Annotated in this window: 15 protein-coding genes, 1 tRNA gene and 2 pseudogenes; 16 read left to right on the top strand and 2 right to left on the bottom strand. The window is 58.6% G+C overall.

The window, feature by feature from the left end:
- From RHIBUN_RS36125 to RHIBUN_RS34530, 12 genes and pseudogenes are all read left to right on the top strand, one after another.
- A pseudogene (locus RHIBUN_RS36125) lies at positions 1-95 on the top strand (elongation factor Tu); the annotation flags it as partial.
- A 174-nt stretch (positions 96-269) separates the two neighbouring features.
- Positions 270-1,163: an NAD(P)-dependent oxidoreductase gene (locus RHIBUN_RS0131600; RefSeq protein ID WP_025662700.1), complete on the top strand. Its 894-nt coding sequence runs from the start codon at positions 270-272 to the stop codon at positions 1,161-1,163.
- A 139-nt stretch (positions 1,164-1,302) separates the two neighbouring features.
- Positions 1,303-1,378, top strand: a tRNA-Trp gene (locus tag RHIBUN_RS0131595).
- A 189-nt stretch (positions 1,379-1,567) separates the two neighbouring features.
- Positions 1,568-1,768 carry a preprotein translocase subunit SecE gene (secE, locus tag RHIBUN_RS0131590; RefSeq protein ID WP_018860299.1) on the top strand — a complete coding sequence of 67 codons (201 nt, stop codon included), beginning with the start codon at positions 1,568-1,570 and terminating at the stop codon, positions 1,766-1,768.
- 17 nt (positions 1,769-1,785) lie between these two features.
- The gene (gene nusG, locus RHIBUN_RS0131585; protein WP_018860300.1) at positions 1,786-2,316 is read left to right on the top strand and encodes a transcription termination/antitermination protein NusG; all 531 of its coding nucleotides are present in this window, start codon (positions 1,786-1,788) and stop codon (positions 2,314-2,316) included.
- A gap of 140 nt (positions 2,317-2,456) precedes the next feature.
- On the top strand, positions 2,457-2,888 hold the full coding sequence (rplK, locus tag RHIBUN_RS0131580) for a 50S ribosomal protein L11 (RefSeq protein ID WP_007531592.1): 432 nt from the start codon (positions 2,457-2,459) through the stop codon (positions 2,886-2,888).
- Positions 2,889-2,892: 4 nt separating this feature from the next.
- On the top strand, positions 2,893-3,585 hold the full coding sequence (gene rplA / locus RHIBUN_RS0131575) for a 50S ribosomal protein L1 (protein WP_018860301.1): 693 nt from the start codon (positions 2,893-2,895) through the stop codon (positions 3,583-3,585).
- Positions 3,586-3,917: 332 nt separating this feature from the next.
- Positions 3,918-4,436: a 50S ribosomal protein L10 gene (gene rplJ / locus RHIBUN_RS0131570; protein ID WP_016553543.1), complete on the top strand. Its 519-nt coding sequence runs from the start codon at positions 3,918-3,920 to the stop codon at positions 4,434-4,436.
- Between the two features lie 58 nt (positions 4,437-4,494).
- Positions 4,495-4,875 (top strand): 50S ribosomal protein L7/L12, encoded by a 381-nt coding sequence (gene rplL / locus RHIBUN_RS0131565; RefSeq protein WP_018860302.1) that lies wholly within the window; start codon positions 4,495-4,497, stop codon positions 4,873-4,875.
- A 256-nt stretch (positions 4,876-5,131) separates the two neighbouring features.
- Positions 5,132-9,268, top strand: a complete 4,137-nt coding sequence (gene rpoB, locus RHIBUN_RS0131560; RefSeq protein WP_025662699.1) for a DNA-directed RNA polymerase subunit beta — start codon at positions 5,132-5,134, stop codon at positions 9,266-9,268.
- A gap of 186 nt (positions 9,269-9,454) precedes the next feature.
- On the top strand, positions 9,455-13,666 hold the full coding sequence (rpoC, locus tag RHIBUN_RS0131555) for a DNA-directed RNA polymerase subunit beta' (RefSeq protein WP_018860304.1): 4,212 nt from the start codon (positions 9,455-9,457) through the stop codon (positions 13,664-13,666).
- Between the two features lie 395 nt (positions 13,667-14,061).
- A pseudogene (locus tag RHIBUN_RS34530) lies at positions 14,062-15,092 on the top strand (IS110 family transposase).
- A gap of 90 nt (positions 15,093-15,182) precedes the next feature.
- On the opposite strand, the gene RHIBUN_RS0131545 reads toward RHIBUN_RS34530, so the two are convergent.
- Positions 15,183-15,611, bottom strand: a complete 429-nt coding sequence (locus RHIBUN_RS0131545) for an NUDIX domain-containing protein (RefSeq protein WP_025662698.1) — start codon at positions 15,609-15,611, stop codon at positions 15,183-15,185.
- A gap of 7 nt (positions 15,612-15,618) precedes the next feature.
- A complete protein-coding gene (locus RHIBUN_RS0131540) occupies positions 15,619-15,912 on the bottom strand; it encodes a hypothetical protein (protein WP_025662697.1) in 294 nt (97 codons plus the stop codon).
- 485 nt (positions 15,913-16,397) lie between these two features.
- On the opposite strand from RHIBUN_RS0131540, the gene rpsL reads away from it, so the two are divergent.
- The 4 genes from rpsL to RHIBUN_RS36115 all read left to right on the top strand — a co-directional run.
- Complete coding sequence (gene rpsL, locus RHIBUN_RS0131535) at positions 16,398-16,769, top strand: 30S ribosomal protein S12 (RefSeq protein ID WP_003547537.1); 372 nt, start codon at positions 16,398-16,400, stop codon at positions 16,767-16,769.
- Between the two features lie 77 nt (positions 16,770-16,846).
- Complete coding sequence (rpsG, locus tag RHIBUN_RS0131530) at positions 16,847-17,317, top strand: 30S ribosomal protein S7 (RefSeq protein ID WP_018860448.1); 471 nt, start codon at positions 16,847-16,849, stop codon at positions 17,315-17,317.
- Between the two features lie 29 nt (positions 17,318-17,346).
- Positions 17,347-19,446 (top strand): elongation factor G, encoded by a 2,100-nt coding sequence (gene fusA / locus RHIBUN_RS0131525; RefSeq protein WP_025662696.1) that lies wholly within the window; start codon positions 17,347-17,349, stop codon positions 19,444-19,446.
- A 69-nt stretch (positions 19,447-19,515) separates the two neighbouring features.
- The coding region (locus RHIBUN_RS36115; RefSeq protein WP_134887344.1) for a GTP-binding protein at positions 19,516-19,628 on the top strand (113 nt) is incomplete at its 3' end.

Below are 19,628 nucleotides of genomic sequence, written 5' to 3'. Positions count from 1 at the left end.
TCGTTCCGATCGCGATGGAAGAAAAGCTGCGCTTCGCTATCCGCGAAGGCGGCCGTACCGTCGGCGCCGGCATCGTCGCCTCGATCGTCGAGTAAGCTTCGGTTTATCCGGATCTAAGAAGGGGCTCCGCTGGAAACAGCGGGGCCCCTTTCTGTATCTGTCATTTGAATTAGGCATCACTGTCTGGTGACAACGCAAAGCCGGGTAGTGGCCTTGCGCTTGAACGCAAAGCCTTTATCTATCCCTCCGATTTCATAAGGGAGGACATGATGAAAAAGCGCATTCTCTTCACAGGTGGTTCGGGCAAGGCAGGGCGCCATGCGGTGCCGTGGCTCGTCAATGCCGGCTACGAGGTTCATAACGTCGATCTGGTGCCGCTTGATAGCCCCGGCGTGACCAACCTGATTGCCGACATCACCGACAGCGGCCAGATCTTCAACGCGCTTTCGATGCACCGCGACTTTCCCGACCTCGATGCGGGCAGGGGCGTCCAACCCTTCGACGCCGTGGTGCATTTCGCGGCAATCCCGCGCATTCTCATCAAGCCTGACAACGAAACGTTCCGCATCAACACGATGGGCACCTACAATGTCATCGAGGCCGCGGTGAAGCTCGGCATCCGCAAGATCATCGTTGCCTCCAGCGAGACAACCTACGGGGTCTGCTTTGCGGAAGGCCATCGCGACTTCCATCAGTTTCCGCTGGAGGAAGACTATGACGTCAACCCGATGGATTCTTACGGTCTCTCCAAGGTCGTGAACGAGAAGACAGCGCGTGCCTTTGCCGAACGCTCGGGTTTCGACATCTACGCGCTGCGCATCGGCAATGTCATCGAGCCGCATGAGTACGAGAGGTTTCCGACCTATTTCGCCAACCCCGAAATGCGCAAGCGCATCGCCTGGAGCTATATCGACGCCCGCGACCTCGGGCAGATCTGCCACCTCTGCATCGAGAAGGACGGTTTGGGCTTCCAGGTCTTCAACGCCGCGAACGACACCGTCTCGGCCAACACGCCGTCGAAGGAACTCGCCAGGCGATTCTATCCGAATGTGCCGTTCACACGCGAAATCGGCGAATACGAGGGCCTGCTCTCCAACCGCAAGATCCGCGAAGTGCTTGGTTTCAAGGAAGAGCACGACTGGCGCAAATATGTGAAAGTCTGATCGCAGGCGTTTCCGCGACGCGGGATTGGAAAAATAGAAAAACGCACTTGCCAATCCTGCGCCGCCGCCTTAAAGGAGCGCCATGCTTGCAGTTGCGCTTCGCGGCCGGTCCGGTCAAGAAGCTGAATGTAAAGCGTAAAGGGGTATAGCTCAGTTGGTAGAGCGGCGGTCTCCAAAACCGCAGGTCGTGGGTTCGAGCCCCTCTGCCCCTGCCATCTTGCTTGAACGAGTTGCGCGGACATCTCGCTGCAGTTCGGCCGGAAAGGCGACGTATGGCTAAGTTCGTTAAACTTCGGTTTCCCTCTTGTGCAATTGGGAATCGATGTTTATGTAGGGTTCAACAGACACGCGGTGCGTGGGGCTGATATGTTCAGCTTTACGCGCCGTAATTGCGTGGGCAGTCGATGGCATCCAAAACTAATCCGTTTGCGTTTCTACAGCAGGTTCGCTCCGAGACGTTGAAAGTTACCTGGCCGTCGCGCCGCGAGACGATGATCTCCACGGTCATGGTGCTTGTAATGGTGATCTTTGCCGCGCTGTTCTTTTTTGCCGCGGACCAGCTTATTGGCTGGGTTCTGAGCTTCGTGCTCAACGTTGGCAGCTGATCGGGTGGAGATATAACATGGCGGCACGTTGGTATATCGTCCACGCATATTCTAATTTTGAGAAGAAGGTCGCGGAAGACATCGAGAATAAGGCTCGTCAGAAGGGCCTCGAGCACCTGTTCGAAAAGATTCTCGTCCCGACCGAAAAGGTGGTTGAGGTTCGTCGCGGTCGCAAGGTCGACAGCGAGCGAAAGTTCTTCCCGGGCTATGTCATGGTTCGTGCGGATCTGACCGATGAGGCCTACCACCTGATCAAGAATACGCCGAAGGTCACTGGCTTCCTCGGCTCCGACAACAAGCCCGTTCCGATTCCGGATTCCGAAGCCGAGCGCATTCTCGGTCAAGTCCAGGAGGGTGTGGAGCGGCCGAAGGCATCTGTTACCTTCGAGATTGGCGAGCAGGTCCGCGTTTCCGACGGTCCGTTCGCTTCGTTCAATGGCACGGTTCAGGATGTGGACGAAGAGCGTTCGCGCCTGAAGGTGGAAGTGTCGATCTTCGGCCGCGCTACACCGGTCGAACTGGAATATGCTCAGGTCGAAAAGGTCTGATCGTCCGCGGCGAAAGCCGCAAACCGCGTGGAAGGTGAGGGGTCTTAGCCGGGCCCGGGATCCGAACCACGCAACCGCAGCCGCCGGAGCGATCCGGCATCTTGGTCGGGTAACCGGCCATCAATGAAAGGCAGAGAGATATGGCTAAGAAAGTTGCAGGCCAGCTCAAGCTTCAGGTCAAGGCAGGATCGGCAAACCCGTCCCCGCCAATCGGCCCGGCGCTTGGTCAGCGTGGCATTAACATCATGGAATTCTGCAAGGCGTTCAACGCCGCTACGCAGGAAATGGAAAAGGGTATGCCGATCCCGGTCGTCATTACCTATTACCAGGACAAGTCTTTCACCTTCGCGATGAAGCAGCCGCCCGTCAGCTACTTCCTCAAGAAGGAAGCGAAGATCCAGTCCGGTTCGAAGACGCCTGGCAAGGGCGCGACTGCCGGAAAGCTCACCAAGGCTCAGATCAAGTCGATCGCCGAAGCCAAGATGAAGGATCTCAACGCAGCGGATATCGAAGGTGCAATGGCGATGATCGAGGGCTCTGCCCGCGCCATGGGCCTGGAAGTGGTAGGATAAGACCATGGCTGGCAAGCGCACGAAGAAGATCAACGAAGGTGTTGATCCCACGAAGCTCTACGCTCTGACTCTCGCCATTGGCATGGTCAAGGAGCGCGCGGTCGCGAAGTTCGATGAAACCATCGAAGTCGCCATGAATCTCGGCGTTGATCCGCGTCACGCAGACCAGATGGTCCGCGGCGTTGTCAACCTGCCGAACGGCACGGGCCGCGACGTTCGCGTTGCTGTCTTTGCTCGCGGAGCCAAGGCTGACGAAGCCAAGGCTGCTGGCGCAGATGTCGTCGGTGCTGAAGAGCTCGTCGAAATCGTCCAGGGCGGCAAGATCGATTTCGATCGCTGCATCGCGACCCCGGACATGATGCCGCTCGTCGGCCGCCTCGGTAAGGTTCTCGGCCCGCGTGGCATGATGCCGAACCCGAAGGTTGGTACCGTTACGATGGACGTTGCCGGTGCTGTCAAGGCATCGAAGGGCGGCGCTGTCGAGTTCCGCGTCGAAAAGGCTGGTATCGTTCACGCTGGCGTTGGCAAGGCATCCTTCGATGCCAAGGCTCTGGAAGAAAACATCCGAGCCTTCGCTGACGCTGTCATCAAGGCGAAGCCGGCTGGCGCGAAGGGCAACTACGTCAAGCGCGTAGCGATCTCTTCGACCATGGGCCCGGGCGTCAAGATCGACCCGTCGTCTGTTACGGCCGCTTAAGTGAGTTTCGCCGGGCTTCGGCCCGGCTAAAGAATTCCGGCCTCGAAAGGGGCCGGAGTATTCCGGAGAAATCCGGAATCCTGTCCGAGATTGCAGGTGGTTTTCCCTTAATCACTTGGCCTGCATGAGACGGGTAAGACCCGAATTGCATGAAGTTCTGCTTCTAGGAATTTGGTTCGAGCCTTGGATGCCTTGTGCCTTCGGCCTTTCTTTGGCGCGAAGCGCGAGGGGACAGGATCCTCAAGCGTCGCTTGGGATCGCTTCTGATCCCAGGAGGCAAAAGGCAACCCGGTGGGGCCCGTCAAAAAGGTCCTGCCAACTGGAGATAGGCAGTGGAAAGAGCGGAAAAACGCGAATTCGTCACGGAACTGAACGAAGTCTTCAAGGCTTCGGGCTCGGTTGTCGTGGCCCACTATGCTGGTGCTACAGTCGCGCAGATGAACGACTTCCGTTCCAAGATGCGCGCAGCTGGCGGTACCGTCAAAGTCGCGAAGAACCGCCTGGCCAAAATCGCCCTTCAGGGTACGGAAGCGGAAGGGATCTCTGGTCTCTTCACCGGTCAGACGCTCATTGCTTACAGCAATGACCCGATCACCGCTCCGAAAGTCGTCGTGGATTTCGCCAAGACCAACGATAAGATCGTTGTTTTGGGCGGCGCCATGGGAACAACGACGCTCAACGCTGATGCAGTCAAGTCGCTTGCGACCCTGCCGTCGTTGGACGAACTGCGCGCGAAGCTGCTGGGCATGATCCAGACTCCGGCTACCCGCATCGCAGGCGTTGTTGCAGCACCTGCAAGCCAGCTTGCTCGCGTGTTTTCGGCTTACGCCAAGAAGGACGAAGCCGCATAAGGCGGTTTTTTGCTGTTTATAAACAACCGGTTCGAACCGAACAAAAGGAACTGATAACATGGCTGATCTCGCAAAGATCGTAGACGACCTCTCCTCGCTGACCGTTCTTGAAGCTGCAGAACTGTCCAAGCTTCTCGAAGAAAAGTGGGGCGTTTCCGCTGCTGCTCCGGTAGCTGTTGCTGCTGTTGCTGGCGGTGCAGGTGCTGCTGCTGCTGCTGAAGAAGAAAAGACCGAGTTCGACGTCATCCTCACGGATGCCGGCGCTAACAAGATCAACGTCATCAAGGAAGTTCGTGGCATCACCGGCCTCGGCCTCAAGGAAGCCAAGGACCTCGTCGAAGGCGCTCCGAAGGCTGTCAAGGAAGCCGTTTCCAAGGCTGAAGCTGCCGACATCAAGAAGAAGCTTGAAGACGCCGGCGCTAAGGTCGACGTTAAGTAATCTTGAACTACATCTGGGGGGTGGGATTTCCCGCCTCCCATTTGTCGTTTCGTTGAACGAATTACCCAAAAGCCGCGTGAAAACGGCTTTTGGGTAATGGGTTCTTCAAGAGGATGGTCTCGAACCGAGACGCGAAGGCAATCCGGCCTCGCATTTCGGGAAGTGAGACGAGATTGAACTACTCATGATTGACGGGGTCGACTGGCCATCGGTTCCCGTCCGTTGCAGGCCCGGATGCAATTTTGAAGGAGCGACGATGGCTCAGACCCTTTCGTTCAATGGTCGTAGGCGCGTACGCAAGTTTTTCGGTAAGATCCCAGAAGTCACAGAGATGCCGAACCTCATCGAGGTTCAAAAGGCATCGTATGATCAATTCCTGATGGTTGAAGAGCCCAAGGGCGGTCGCCCTGACGAAGGCCTTCAGGCTGTCTTCAAGTCCGTTTTCCCGATCACGGATTTCTCCGGCGCTTCCATGCTGGAATTCGTGTCTTATGAATTCGAACCGCCAAAGTTCGACGTCGACGAATGCCGTCAGCGCGACCTGACCTACGCCGCGCCGCTGAAGGTTACTCTCCGTCTGATCGTGTTCGATATCGACGAAGATACGGGTGCGAAGTCCATCAAGGACATCAAGGAGCAGTCGGTCTACATGGGCGACATGCCGCTCATGACCAACAACGGTACGTTCATCGTCAACGGCACCGAGCGCGTTATCGTGTCCCAGATGCACCGTTCGCCGGGCGTCTTCTTCGATCACGACAAGGGCAAGAGCCATTCTTCCGGCAAGCTGCTCTTCGCTGCCCGCGTGATCCCGTACCGCGGTTCCTGGCTCGACATCGAGTTCGACGCCAAGGACATCGTCTATGCCCGTATCGATCGTCGCCGCAAGATCCCCGTGACCTCGCTGCTTATGGCGCTCGGCATGGACGGAGAAGAGATCCTGTCGACCTTCTACACGAAGTCCGACTATCAGCGCGACGGCAAGGGCTGGCGTATTCCGTTTACGCCGGAGACTCTCAAGGGTGCCAAGGCAATCACCGAAATGGTTGACGCCGACACCGGCGAAGTCGTTGTCGAAGCAGGCAAAAAGCTGACTCCGCGTCTGCTCCGTCAGCTCGCTGACAAGGGCCTCAAGGCTCTGAAGGCGACCGACGAAGATCTGTACGGCAACTACCTCGCCGAAGACATCGTCAACTACTCGACAGGTGAAATCTACCTCGAGGCCGGCGACGAGATCGATGAGAAGACCCTTCCGATCATTCTCCAGAACGGTTTCGACGAGATCCCGGTTCTCGGCATCGACCACATCAACGTCGGCGCCTATATCCGCAACACGCTCACGGCGGACAAGAACGAGAACCGCCAGGACGCTCTGTTCGACATCTACCGCGTCATGCGTCCGGGTGAACCGCCGACAATGGACTCGGCTGAAGCCATGTTCAACTCGCTGTTCTTCGATGCGGAGCGCTACGACCTCTCCGCCGTTGGCCGCGTCAAGATGAACATGCGCCTCGACCTCGACGTCGAAGACACCGTCCGCATCCTGCGCAAGGACGACATCCTGGCCGTGGTCAAGATGTTGGTCGAACTGCGCGACGGCAAGGGCGAAATCGACGACATCGACAACCTAGGCAACCGTCGTGTTCGCTCTGTCGGCGAATTGATGGAAAACCAGTACCGTCTCGGCCTGCTCCGTATGGAGCGCGCGATCAAGGAACGTATGTCGTCGATCGAAATCGACACGGTCATGCCGCAGGACCTGATCAACGCGAAGCCGGCAGCTGCTGCCGTTCGCGAATTCTTCGGCTCCTCGCAGCTGTCGCAGTTCATGGACCAAGTGAACCCGCTTTCGGAAATCACCCACAAGCGTCGTCTATCGGCTCTTGGCCCGGGTGGTCTGACGCGCGAGCGCGCAGGCTTTGAAGTCCGCGACGTTCATCCGACCCACTACGGCCGCATTTGCCCGATCGAAACGCCGGAAGGCCCGAACATCGGTCTGATCAACTCGCTTGCGACCTTCGCCCGCGTCAACAAGTATGGCTTCATCGAAAGCCCGTACCGCCGCATCGTTGATGGCAAGGTGACGAACGACGTTCTTTACCTCTCCGCCATGGAAGAAGCGAAGTACTACGTTGCACAGGCAAACGCCGAGCTTGGCGCCGATGGTTCCTTCACCGACGAATTCGTCGTCTGCCGTCATGCCGGCGAAGTTATGCTCGCTCCGCGCGACAGCATGAACCTGATGGACGTTTCGCCGAAGCAGGTTGTTTCGGTCGCAGCGGCTCTCATCCCGTTCCTGGAAAACGACGACGCCAACCGCGCTCTCATGGGCTCGAACATGCAGCGTCAGGCCGTTCCGCTGCTGCGTGCTGAAGCTCCGTTCGTCGGCACCGGCATGGAGCCGGTCGTCGCTCGCGACTCCGGTGCTGCTATCGGCGCCCGTCGCGGCGGCGTGGTCGACCAGGTCGACGCGACGCGTATCGTTATCCGTGCGACGGAAGACCTCGAAGCTGGCAAGTCCGGTGTCGATATCTACCGCCTGCAGAAGTTCCAGCGTTCGAACCAGAACACCTGCGTCAACCAGCGTCCGCTGGTCACCGTGGGTGACGTTGTCAACCGTGGCGACATCCTCGCCGACGGTCCGTCGACGGACCTGGGCGACCTTGCTCTCGGCCGTAACGCGCTCGTCGCGTTCATGCCGTGGAACGGTTACAACTACGAAGACTCGATCCTAATGTCCGAGCGGATCGTTGCTGACGACGTGTTCACCTCCATCCACATCGAAGAATTCGAAGTGATGGCGCGTGACACCAAGCTTGGTCCGGAAGAAATCACGCGCGACATTCCGAACGTCTCGGAAGAAGCGCTGAAGAACCTGGACGAAGCCGGCATCGTCTATATCGGCGCCGAAGTTCAGCCCGGCGACATTCTCGTCGGCAAGATCACGCCGAAGGGTGAGAGCCCGATGACGCCGGAAGAAAAGCTCCTGCGCGCCATCTTCGGTGAAAAGGCTTCCGACGTTCGCGATACGTCCATGCGTATGCCGCCCGGCACCTACGGGACGATCGTCGAAGTGCGCGTCTTCAACCGCCACGGCGTTGAAAAGGACGAGCGCGCGATGGCGATCGAGCGCGAAGAGATCGAGCGTCTTGCAAAGGACCGCGACGACGAGCAGGCGATCCTCGACCGTAACGTCTACGGCCGTCTGGTCGACATGCTGCGCGGCCAGGTCGCACTCGCCGGCCCGAAGGGCTTCAAGAAGGGCACCGAGCTTTCGAACGCCGTAGTCTCGGAATATCCTCGCTCGCAGTGGTGGATGTTCGCTGTCGAGGACGAGAAGGTCCAGGGCGAACTCGAAGCTCTCCGCGGCCAGTACGACGAATCCAAGTCGCGCCTCGAACAGCGCTTCATGGACAAGGTCGAGAAGGTTCAGCGCGGCGACGAAATGCCTCCCGGCGTCATGAAGATGGTCAAGGTCTTCGTTGCTGTTAAGCGCAAGATCCAGCCGGGCGACAAGATGGCCGGCCGTCACGGCAACAAGGGCGTCGTCTCGCGCATTGTGCCTGTCGAGGACATGCCGTTCCTCGAAGACGGTACGCATGTCGACATCTGCTTGAACCCGCTGGGCGTGCCTTCGCGCATGAACGTCGGGCAGATCCTCGAAACCCACCTTGCCTGGGCTTGCGCCGGCATGGGTAAGAAGATCGGCGAACTGCTCGACGAATACCGCAAGACGATGGACATCACCGACCTGAAGACGGAACTGACGGAAGTCTACGCGTCGCAGGCCAAGGACGAAGTCGCCAACTTTGATGATGCATCGCTCGTCAAGCTGGCTGAACAGTCCCGCAGGGGCGTCTCCATCGCAACGCCGGTCTTCGACGGTGCGCATGAGCCTGACGTTGCCTCGATGCTGAAGAAAGCAGGTCTGCACGAGTCCGGTCAGTCGGTTCTGTACGACGGCCGTACCGGCGAGCCCTTCGACCGCAAGGTCACCGTCGGCTACATGTACATGATCAAGCTGAACCACCTGGTCGACGACAAGATCCACGCTCGTTCGATCGGTCCTTACTCGCTCGTTACCCAGCAGCCGCTGGGCGGCAAGGCGCAGTTCGGCGGTCAGCGCTTCGGCGAAATGGAAGTCTGGGCTCTGGAAGCATACGGTGCAGCCTACACGCTGCAGGAAATGCTCACGGTCAAGTCGGACGACGTTGCCGGCCGTACCAAGGTCTACGAAGCCATCGTCCGTGGCGACGACACGTTCGAAGCCGGTATTCCGGAAAGCTTCAACGTTCTCGTCAAGGAAATGCGCTCGCTTGGTCTCTCCGTCGAACTCGAGAATTCGAAGCTCGAGGAGCAGCAGGCCAGCCAGTTGCCGGACGCTGCCGAGTAACCACCGATAGGGTGTGCGCTGTAACGCAGCGCACACCGTTCCCGCTCTGGCCCCTTACGTGTCGGCCGAGCAGGGACGATTTCGCCGCATTCTGCGGTTATTGTCGTTTTGAGCGTTGGCGCGGCTCCCGGGATTTGCCGCCGTCCATGCAAGATAAGGGCGCATCCGCCCATGAAGGAGACAGGCATGAACCAAGAGGTCATGAATCTTTTCAATCCGCAGGTGCCTGCACAGAACTTCGATTCCATCCGGATTTCGATTGCTTCTCCGGAGAAGATTCTTTCCTGGTCTTACGGTGAGATCAAGAAGCCGGAAACCATCAACTACCGCACGTTCAAGCCGGAACGCGACGGTCTCTTCTGCGCGCGCATCTTCGGACCGATCAAGGACTACGAGTGCCTTTGCGGTAAGTACAAGCGCATGAAGTACAAGGGCATCATCTGCGAAAAGTGCGGCGTTGAAGTCACGCTGTCGCGCGTTCGCCGTGAGCGCATGGGCCATATCGAGCTCGCCGCTCCCGTTGCCCACATCTGGTTCCTGAAGTCGCTGCCGAGCCGCATTTCCACGCTGCTCGACATGACGCTGAAGGATGTCGAGCGCGTTCTCTACTTCGAACACTACATCGTCACCGAGCCGGGCCTGACCGCGCTCAAGGAGCACCAGCTCCTGACGGAAGAAGAGTACATGCTCGCCGTTGACGAATACGGCGAAGACCAGTTCACGGCCATGATCGGTGCTGAAGCCATCTACGAGATGCTGGCATCGATGAACCTTGAGAAGATCGCTGGCGATCTGCGCTCCGAGCTTGCCGACACCACGTCGGACCTCAAGCAGAAGAAGCTGATGAAGCGCTTGAAGATCGTCGAGAACTTCATGGAATCCGGCAACCGCCCGGAATGGATGATCATGAAAGTCGTTCCGGTCATCCCGCCGGATCTGCGTCCGCTCGTTCCGCTCGACGGCGGCCGTTTCGCGACGTCGGACCTGAACGATCTGTATCGCCGCGTCATCAACCGTAACAACCGTCTGAAGCGCCTGATCGAACTGCGCGCTCCGGGCATCATCATCCGCAACGAAAAGCGCATGCTGCAGGAATCTGTGGACGCGCTGTTCGACAACGGCCGCCGTGGCCGCGTCATCACCGGCGCCAATAAGCGTCCGCTGAAGTCGCTGTCCGACATGCTCAAGGGCAAGCAGGGCCGCTTCCGCCAGAACCTGCTCGGCAAGCGCGTCGACTATTCCGGCCGCTCGGTCATCGTGACCGGTCCGGAACTGAAGCTGCACCAGTGCGGTCTTCCGAAGAAGATGGCGCTCGAGCTGTTCAAGCCGTTCATCTATGCCCGCCTCGACGCCAAGGGTTACTCCTCGACCGTCAAGCAGGCCAAGAAGCTGGTTGAAAAGGAAAAGCCTGAGGTTTGGGATATCCTCGACGAGGTCATCCGCGAGCATCCGGTTCTCCTGAACCGCGCACCGACGCTGCACCGCCTGGGCATCCAGGCCTTCGAACCCACGCTGGTCGAAGGCAAGGCCATCCAGCTGCACCCGCTCGTCTGCACGGCATTCAACGCCGACTTCGACGGTGACCAGATGGCTGTTCACGTGCCGCTGTCGCTTGAAGCCCAGCTCGAAGCCCGCGTTCTGATGATGTCGACGAACAACATCCTGCACCCTGCAAACGGTGCACCGATTATCGTTCCGTCGCAGGACATGGTTCTTGGCCTTTACTACCTCTCGATCATGAACCAGAACGAGCCGGGCGAAGGCATGGCCTTCTCCGACCTCGGCGAGCTGCATCACGCGCTCGAAAACAAGGTCGTGACGCTGCACACCAAGATCCGCGGCCGCTTCAAGTCGGTCGACGAGGACGGCAAGCCGTACTCGAAGATCTATGAAACGACTCCGGGCCGCTTGCTCATCGGCGAACTCCTGCCGAAGAACGGCAAGGTGACCTTCGACGTCTGCAACCAGGAAATGACTAAGAAGAACATCTCCAAGATGATCGACGCGGTCTACCGCCATTGCGGCCAGAAGGACACAGTCATTTTCTGCGACCGCATCATGCAGCTCGGCTTCACCCATGCCTGCCGCGCCGGCATTTCGTTCGGCAAGGACGACATGGTCATTCCGGAAACCAAGGCGAAGATCGTTGCCGACACCGAAAACCTGGTGAAGGAATACGAGCAGCAGTACAATGACGGTCTGATCACGCAGGGCGAAAAGTACAACAAGGTTGTCGACGCCTGGGGCAAGGCCACCGAAAAGGTTGCCGAAGACATGATGGCCCGCATTAAGGCCGTCGAATTCGATCCGAACACCGGTCGTCAGAAGCCAATGAACGCCATCTATATGATGTCCCACTCGGGCGCTCGTGGTTCTCCGAACCAGATGCGTCAGCTGGGCGGCATGCGCGGCCTCATGGCCAAGCCGTCGGGCGAAATCATCGAAACGCCGATCACGTCGAACTTCAAGGAAGGCCTGACCGTCAACGAGTACTTCAACTCGACGCACGGCGCCCGTAAGGGTCTGGCAGACACCGCCTTGAAGACCGCGAACTCCGGTTACCTGACCCGTCGTCTCGTCGACGTCGCCCAGGATTGCATCGTCAACTCGGTCGATTGCGGCACCGACAAGGGCCTGACCATGACCGCCATCGTTGATGCCGGTCAGGTCGTTGCGTCGCTCGGCGCTCGTATCCTCGGCCGTACCGCCCTTGATGATATCGATCATCCGGTCACTGGCGAGCGTATCGTCGATGCCGGCAAGATGATCCTCGAGCCCGATGTCATCGAGATCGAGAAGGCTGGTATCCAGTCGATCCGTATCCGTTCGGCACTGACCTGCGAAATCCAGACGGGCGTCTGCTCGGTCTGCTACGGTCGTGACCTTGCACGCGGTACTCCGGTCAACATGGGTGAAGCAGTCGGTGTTATCGCTGCTCAGTCGATCGGCGAGCCGGGCACGCAGCTCACCATGCGTACATTCCACCTTGGTGGCACGGCAACCGTGGTTGACCAGTCGTTCCTGGAAGCCTCGTACGAAGGTACGGTTCAGATCAAGAACCGCAACCTGCTGCGCAACTCGGATGGCAACCTCGTTGCCATGGGCCGTAATATGACCGTCCAAATCCTGGACGAGCGTGGTGTCGAGCGCTCCTCGCAGCGCGTCGCCTATGGTTCGAAGCTGCATGTCGACGATGGCGACAAGGTCAAGCGCGGTCAGCGTCTGGCAGAGTGGGACCCCTACACCCGTCCGATGATGACGGAAGTGGCCGGTACCGTTCAGTTCGAAGACGTCGTCGACGGTCTCTCGGTTCTCGAAGCGACCGACGAATCCACCGGCATCACCAAGCGTCAGGTTATCGACTGGCGTTCGACCCCGCGTGGTTCGGACCTCAAGCCGGCAATCGTCATCAAGGATGCCAGCGGCAACGTCATGAAGCTGTCCCGTGGTGGTGACGCCCGCTTCCTGCTCTCGGTCGACGCGATCCTGTCGGTCGAGCCGGGTCAGAAGGTGTCTCAGGGTGACGTGCTTGCACGTTCGCCGCTCGAAAGCGCCAAGACCAAAGACATCACCGGCGGTCTGCCGCGCGTTGCCGAACTGTTCGAAGCTCGTCGTCCAAAGGACCACGCCATCATCGCTGAGATCGATGGTACGATCCGCCTCGGCCGCGACTACAAGAATAAGCGTCGCGTCATCATCGAGCCGGCGGAAGACGGTGTCGAGCCTGTCGAATACCTGATCCCGAAGGGCAAACCCTTCCACCTTCAGGAAGGCGACTACATCGAGAAGGGTGACTACATCCTCGACGGTAACCCGGCTCCGCACGACATCCTGGCGATCAAGGGCGTCGAAGCACTCGCTTCGTACCTGGTCAACGAAATCCAGGAAGTCTATCGCTTGCAGGGCGTTGTCATCAACGACAAGCACATCGAAGTGATTGTCCGTCAGATGCTGCAGAAGGTGGAAATCACCGATGCAGGCGACTCGACTTACATCGTCGGCGACAACGTCGACCGCATCGAGCTCGAAGACGTCAACGATGCGCTGATCGAACAGGGCAAGAAGCCTGCTTATGGCGATCCGGTTCTGCTGGGTATCACCAAGGCGTCGCTGCAGACCCCGTCGTTCATCTCCGCCGCGTCCTTCCAGGAAACGACGAAGGTGCTGACGGAAGCTGCAATCGCCGGCAAGACCGACGGTCTGCAGGGTCTGAAGGAAAACGTCATCGTCGGTCGTCTGATCCCCGCCGGTACCGGTGGCACGATGACCCAGATCCGTCGCATCGCGACCTCGCGCGACGAGTTGATCCTCGAGGAACGCCGCAAGGGCACGGGCGCCGATGTCGCCACGCCGATGCTGCAGGATCTCGCGGGCGAGAGCGCACCGGCTGCCGAATAATCGGCAGCTTGGTTTTAAGAATTGAGAAGCCGCCCGGAGCGATCCGGGCGGCTTTCTGTTGTGCGCCCAGCATGGGCGGTTCTTGTGGGTGGAAGTCCCACCGAAAGCTGGTCACAGTGAGGGAAGTGAAGCGCAACTGCGGCAGGGTGACCAACGGTGGGGAGGAAGCGTGGATCGAACCTGCGGGCCGATGGACAAGAACGGGATATGAGGCGATGCCGACCAGGGCGAGCGGGCAACAAACCGCGAAGCTCTTGTGACCAATGGGCGGTGGCGTAAATCCGGCGGTCGTGCAGTGAAGGAGTGCGCTCTTACCTGTTGGGGTGGACGGCTCCCAACGGCATCGCGATGTGCCAGAGTGAGTTCGTTGAAAGCTCAATCGAGGGAGACCGTCCGTGGAACAGATTATCCGAATTGGCATGGATACGTCAAAGAACGTTTTCCAATTGCAGGGCGTGAATGCAGTCGAGCAACCAATCCTGCGCAAGACGTTCTCGCGTAAGGAGATGGTAAAATTCTTCGAGAAAACGGCGCCTACCACCATCGCACTCGAAGCGTGCGGAGGCTCTCTCATCATTGGGCAAGGTTATTAAGTTGCCTCGGGCACGAAGTAAAATTGATCGCGCCTCAGTTGACGAAGCCGTATGTGAAACGCGGCAAGAATGACGCGGCGGATGCCGAAGCTTTGTGCGAGGCGATGAGCCGCCCCACGATGCGGTTTGCTCCGGTGAAAACCGCCGACCAGCAGGCAGCCTTGATGCTGGCTGGCATGCGAGAGAGACTTATCCGCAACCGGACACAGCTCGCCAATGCCATTCGCGGGTTTGGTATGGAATTTGGCATCGTCGCGGCCTCCGGGATGTGTCGGATCGAACCGCTATTGGAGCGAATAGCGGGAGACCAGTCGCTGCCGGACCTTGCTCGAGAGCTTTTTGCTGTGCATGGTGATGAGTATCGCGGTCTGCTTTCGGAAATCAAGCGGATCGAGGAAAAGCGGATGGATCTGCACCGCGCCGATGAATGCAGCAGGCGTCTTGCCGAAATCCCCGGCGTCGGCCCGGTCGGTGCATCCCTCTTGATGATGAAGACCCCAGATCCTCGGATGTTTAAGTGTGGTCGAGATTGGATAGGCCTCACACCGAAAGATCATTCGACTGCAGGCAAGGTCGGGCTTGGGGGCATCACTCGTGCCGGCGATGAGATGTTGAGAAGCGTATTAGTGGTTGGTGCAAAACTGCCGTTCTTCAACACGTCGGAGCAGGCCAAAGCAGACATGCTTCGCGATGGCTCACCGAACTGCTGCAACGGAAAAAGCCTAAGCTGGTTGCGGTGGCGCTCGCTAACAAGATTGCTGGTATTGCCTGGAAAACTTATGGTGAGCGGCGAAACGTATCGGCGAATGGAAGGACAGCCGAAGGCAGCATAGGAGATTACTAGCCGTCACGGGGCGGGTGCGATCACATCGATCGCCCCCTATGCCGATTGAGTTCGATTTTGCAGGGGAGCAAGCTGAGGCTCAGCTCAGCAGCGGTAGCCCTTGCTCCATACCGTAGCCCAGCCGAATGTGGGCATCGTCGAAGCCGAGCCAGAAGAAACGGAACAGGATTGGACCCCCGCCGCTGAACGGCGTCATTTCGCGATGCAGCCAGGTGGGGGGCTGCTCACCTTCAAGCGGAATGTGGAAGTAATGTCGCCGGTGGCAGAAGTCGTTGCCATCCTTGGAGAAACGGTAGTCATTGACAACCAGCGGGGCGAGGGGAGTCTTAGACAGGATTCCCGTTTCTTCCGAAAACTCTCGAAGGGCTGCCGCGGCGATATCTTCGCCAGCTTCTACCGTGCCGCCCGGAACCTGAAGCTCGATCTCCGGAAAGTCCGGCTCATCGAAAACCAGCAGCCGGTCGCGCCAGGTTGCATAGATCAGCACCTTGAGCGCATCCGGCTTCATCGTTGCCTCAGCTGAAGCGGATGATCGCGACTTCGCCGTCGACGGCGCCCTGATAGGCGGAGGCGTGAGGCTCCTCGGACGGCACTTCGGTCAGCATGCCGATCTGGTCGAGGTCGGCCTCGATGAAACCTTCTTCAGCAAGCGCATTCAGAGCCTCGCGCACGGCGCTGTCGTCATCGGCGGCCTTGAGCATGATATGAAGATCGACGCCCTCGCTGTTGTCGGACTCATAGCCCTTGCCGATGATGATGAACACCATCGGGCCTTCGGAAATGTTGTCGTTGTCGGGGGCGGTAATCATCGGATGTCCTTCGATTCGAGATTTGAATCTGATTTCATGCGCTTAGCGTCTGCAATCGGTGATTCCATAGCCGCTTTTTGCTGCAATGCTCAAGTTTATCTTGCTGTGCGGCAGCGAATGCGCCTAGAAGCTCCAAAAGAGCGCGTAGTGGCCGGGTTTCAAGGCGTTTGGCCGAAGTTTATTTCTTAACGGCCTTGACGAGACGACGGGAAACCAGTAGTACCCGCGCCATCCGGACCCATGTGAGGCATGGCCATTCGGGGCGACGCGCCCCGGAGATCACCTCAAACAAGGTTCGAAACGCACGTTGAAGATATGATGCCTGCACGCATGACGCATGTCTTTTGCGTCCTCTGCTCTCAGTGGTCCATCTGCGAAAGCGGATCGGGCCACGTTTTGCGCATTGAGACAAGCGTGTGATCTTGCCGGAGACGGCGCGAGTTACGCCCGCAAGGGATTGAGATATAAACGTAAGGGATGGTTGAATGCCTACCGTAAACCAGCTTATCCGCAAGCCGCGTCAGGCGAACGTAAAGCGTAATAAGGTTCCTGCCCTGCAGGAGAACCCGCAGAAGCGCGGCGTTTGCACCCGCGTCTACACGACGACGCCGAAGAAGCCAAACTCGGCTCTCCGTAAGGTCGCAAAGATCCGCCTGACCAACGGCTTCGAAGTCATTGGTTACATCCCCGGTGAAGGCCACAACCTTCAGGAACACTCTGTCGTCATGATCCGCGGCGGCCGTGTTAAGGACCTTCCGGGTGTTCGTTACCACATCATCCGCGGCGTTCTCGATACCCAGGGTGTCAAGAACCGCAAGCAGCGCCGATCGAAGTACGGTGCGAAGCGTCCGAAGTAATTCGGTTTTGAAATCCCGGCGCTGCGCGAGGTCCTCCGCGTGGTAGAGCGCCTTTAACAATTGAAGAGACGAGAAGTATGTCCAGACGTCACAGAGCAGAAAAGCGCGAGATCAACCCGGACCCGAAGTTCGGCGATCTGGTTGTTACCAAGTTCATGAATGCAATCATGCTTGACGGCAAGAAGTCCGTCGCTGAAAGCATTGTCTACGGCGCATTTGACTCCGTACAGGGCAAGTCCAAGCAGGAGCCGCTCGGCGTGTTCCATCAGGCTCTGGACAACGTTGCTCCGCATGTTGAAGTCCGTTCGCGCCGTGTTGGTGGTGCAACCTACCAGGTTCCGGTTGATGTTCGTCCGGAGCGCCGTCAGGCCCTGGCCATCCGCTGGCTGATCGCTGCCGCGCGCAAGCGCAACGAAACGACCATGATCGACCGACTGTCGGGCGAGCTTCTCGATGCATCCAACAACCGTGGTTCCGCGGTCAAGAAGCGCGAAGACACGCACAAGATGGCTGACGCCAACCGTGCGTTCTCGCATTATCGCTGGTAATCCCGAACGGGTTCGAAAGGCAGTCCACAATGGCTCGCGAATATAAAATCGAAGACTACCGAAATTTCGGTATCATGGCGCACATCGACGCCGGCAAGACGACGACGACTGAGCGTATCCTTTACTACACCGGCAAGTCGCACAAGATCGGCGAAGTGCACGATGGCGCGGCCACGATGGACTGGATGGAGCAGGAGCAGGAGCGTGGTATCACGATCACCTCCGCTGCCACGACGACCTTCTGGAAGGGCCGTGACGGCAAGATGCGCCGCTTCAACATCATCGACACCCCCGGCCACGTCGACTTCACCATCGAAGTCGAGCGTTCGCTGCGCGTTCTCGACGGTGCTATTGCTCTTCTCGACGCCAACGCCGGTGTTGAGCCGCAGACGGAAACCGTCTGGCGCCAGGCTGAGAAGTACAATGTTCCGCGCATGATCTTCTGCAACAAGATGGACAAGACCGGCGCGGACTTCTACCGCTCGGTTGAGATGATCAAGACCCGTCTCGGTGCAACGGCTGTTGTCATGCAGCTGCCGATCGGCGCAGAAAGCGACTTCAAGGGCGTTGTCGACCTGATCGAGATGAACGCTCTCGTCTGGCGCGATGAATCGCTCGGCGCCCAGTGGGATGTCGTCGAAATCCCGGAAGACATGAAGGCCAAGGCTGAGGAATATCGCGAAAAGCTGATCGAGACTGTTGTCGAGATCGACGAAGCCGCGATGGAAGCCTACCTCGAAGGCACCATGCCCGACAATGATCAGATCCGCGCGCTCGTCCGTCGCGGCACGATCGACGTCAAGTTCCACCCGATGTTCTGCGGTACCGCCTTCAAGAACAAGGGCGTTCAGCCGCTGCTCGACGCCGTTGTCGATTACCTGCCGTCGCCGCTCGATATTCCGGCGATCAAGGGCATCGACTTCAAGACGGAAGCCGAAATCGAGCGTCACGCTGACGACTCCGAGCCGCTTTCGATGCTCGCATTCAAGATCATGAACGACCCGTTCGTCGGTTCGCTGACCTTCGCACGCATCTATTCCGGCAAGCTCGAAAAGGGTTCGTCGGTTCTGAACACGGTCAAGGACAAGCGCGAGCGCGTCGGCCGTATGCTGCAGATGCACTCGAACTCGCGTGAAGACATCGAAGAAGCCTTCGCAGGTGATATCGTTGCTCTCGCTGGTCTCAAGGAAACCACCACGGGTGACACGCTCTGCGATCCGCTGAAGCCTGTTATTCTCGAGCGCATGGAATTCCCCGAGCCGGTCATTCAGATCGCGATCGAGCCGAAGTCCAAGGGCGACCAGGAAAAGATGGGCCTCGCGCTCAACCGCCTGGCTGCTGAAGACCCGTCCTTCCGCGTCAAGACCGACCAGGAATCCGGCCAGACGATCATCGCCGGCATGGGCGAACTTCACCTCGACATCATCGTCGACCGCATGCGTCGCGAATTCAAGGTTGAAGCAAACGTCGGTGCTCCGCAGGTTGCCTACCGCGAAACCATCACGCGCCAGCACGAAGAAGACTACACGCACAAGAAGCAGTCCGGTGGTACCGGCCAGTTCGCGCGCGTCAAGATCGTCTTCGAACCGAACCCGGATGGCGAAGACTTCAAGTTCGAGTCCAAGATCGTCGGTGGTGCGGTTCCGAAGGAATACATCCCGGGCGTTCAGAAGGGTATCGAAAGCGTTCTGTCTTCCGGTCCGCTGGCTGGATTCCCGATGCTCGGCGTCAAGGCGACGCTCATCGATGGTGCCTTCCACGACGTCGACTCGTCGGTTCTGGCGTTCGAAATCGCCTCGCGTGCTTGCTTCCGTGAAGCAGCCAAGAAGGCCGGTGCGCAGCTCCTCGAGCCGATGATGAAGGTCGAAGTCGTCACGCCTGAGGATTACGTCGGCGACGTTATCGGCGACCTGAACTCTCGCCGTGGCCAGATCCAGGGCCAGGAGAGCCGTGGTATCGCCGTAGTCATCGCCGCCAACGTTCCGCTGGCGAACATGTTCAAGTACGTCGATAACCTGCGCTCCATGTCACAGGGCCGTGCTCAGTACACCATGACCTTCGATCACTACGCGCCGGTCCCGTCGAACGTCGCAACGGAAATCCAGGCAAAGTATTCCGGTCAGAAGTGACCGGAATACCAATTGACCGATAACAAGAATTAGATCCCTCACGGGACCTTGAAAGAATGGAGAGCCCAAATGGCAAAGAGTAAGTTCGAGCGCAACAAGCCGCACGTTAACATCGGCACGATCGGCCACGTTGACCACGGCAAGACGTCTCTGACGGCAGCGATCACGAAGTACTTCGGCGA

The organism is Rhizobium sp. IBUN (assembly GCF_000510625.1).
In the GTDB taxonomy this organism is placed as follows: domain Bacteria; phylum Pseudomonadota; class Alphaproteobacteria; order Rhizobiales; family Rhizobiaceae; genus Rhizobium; species Rhizobium altiplani.
Note: the sequence above shows the minus strand (reverse complement) of the source record. Positions and strands in the feature narration are given on the sequence as shown.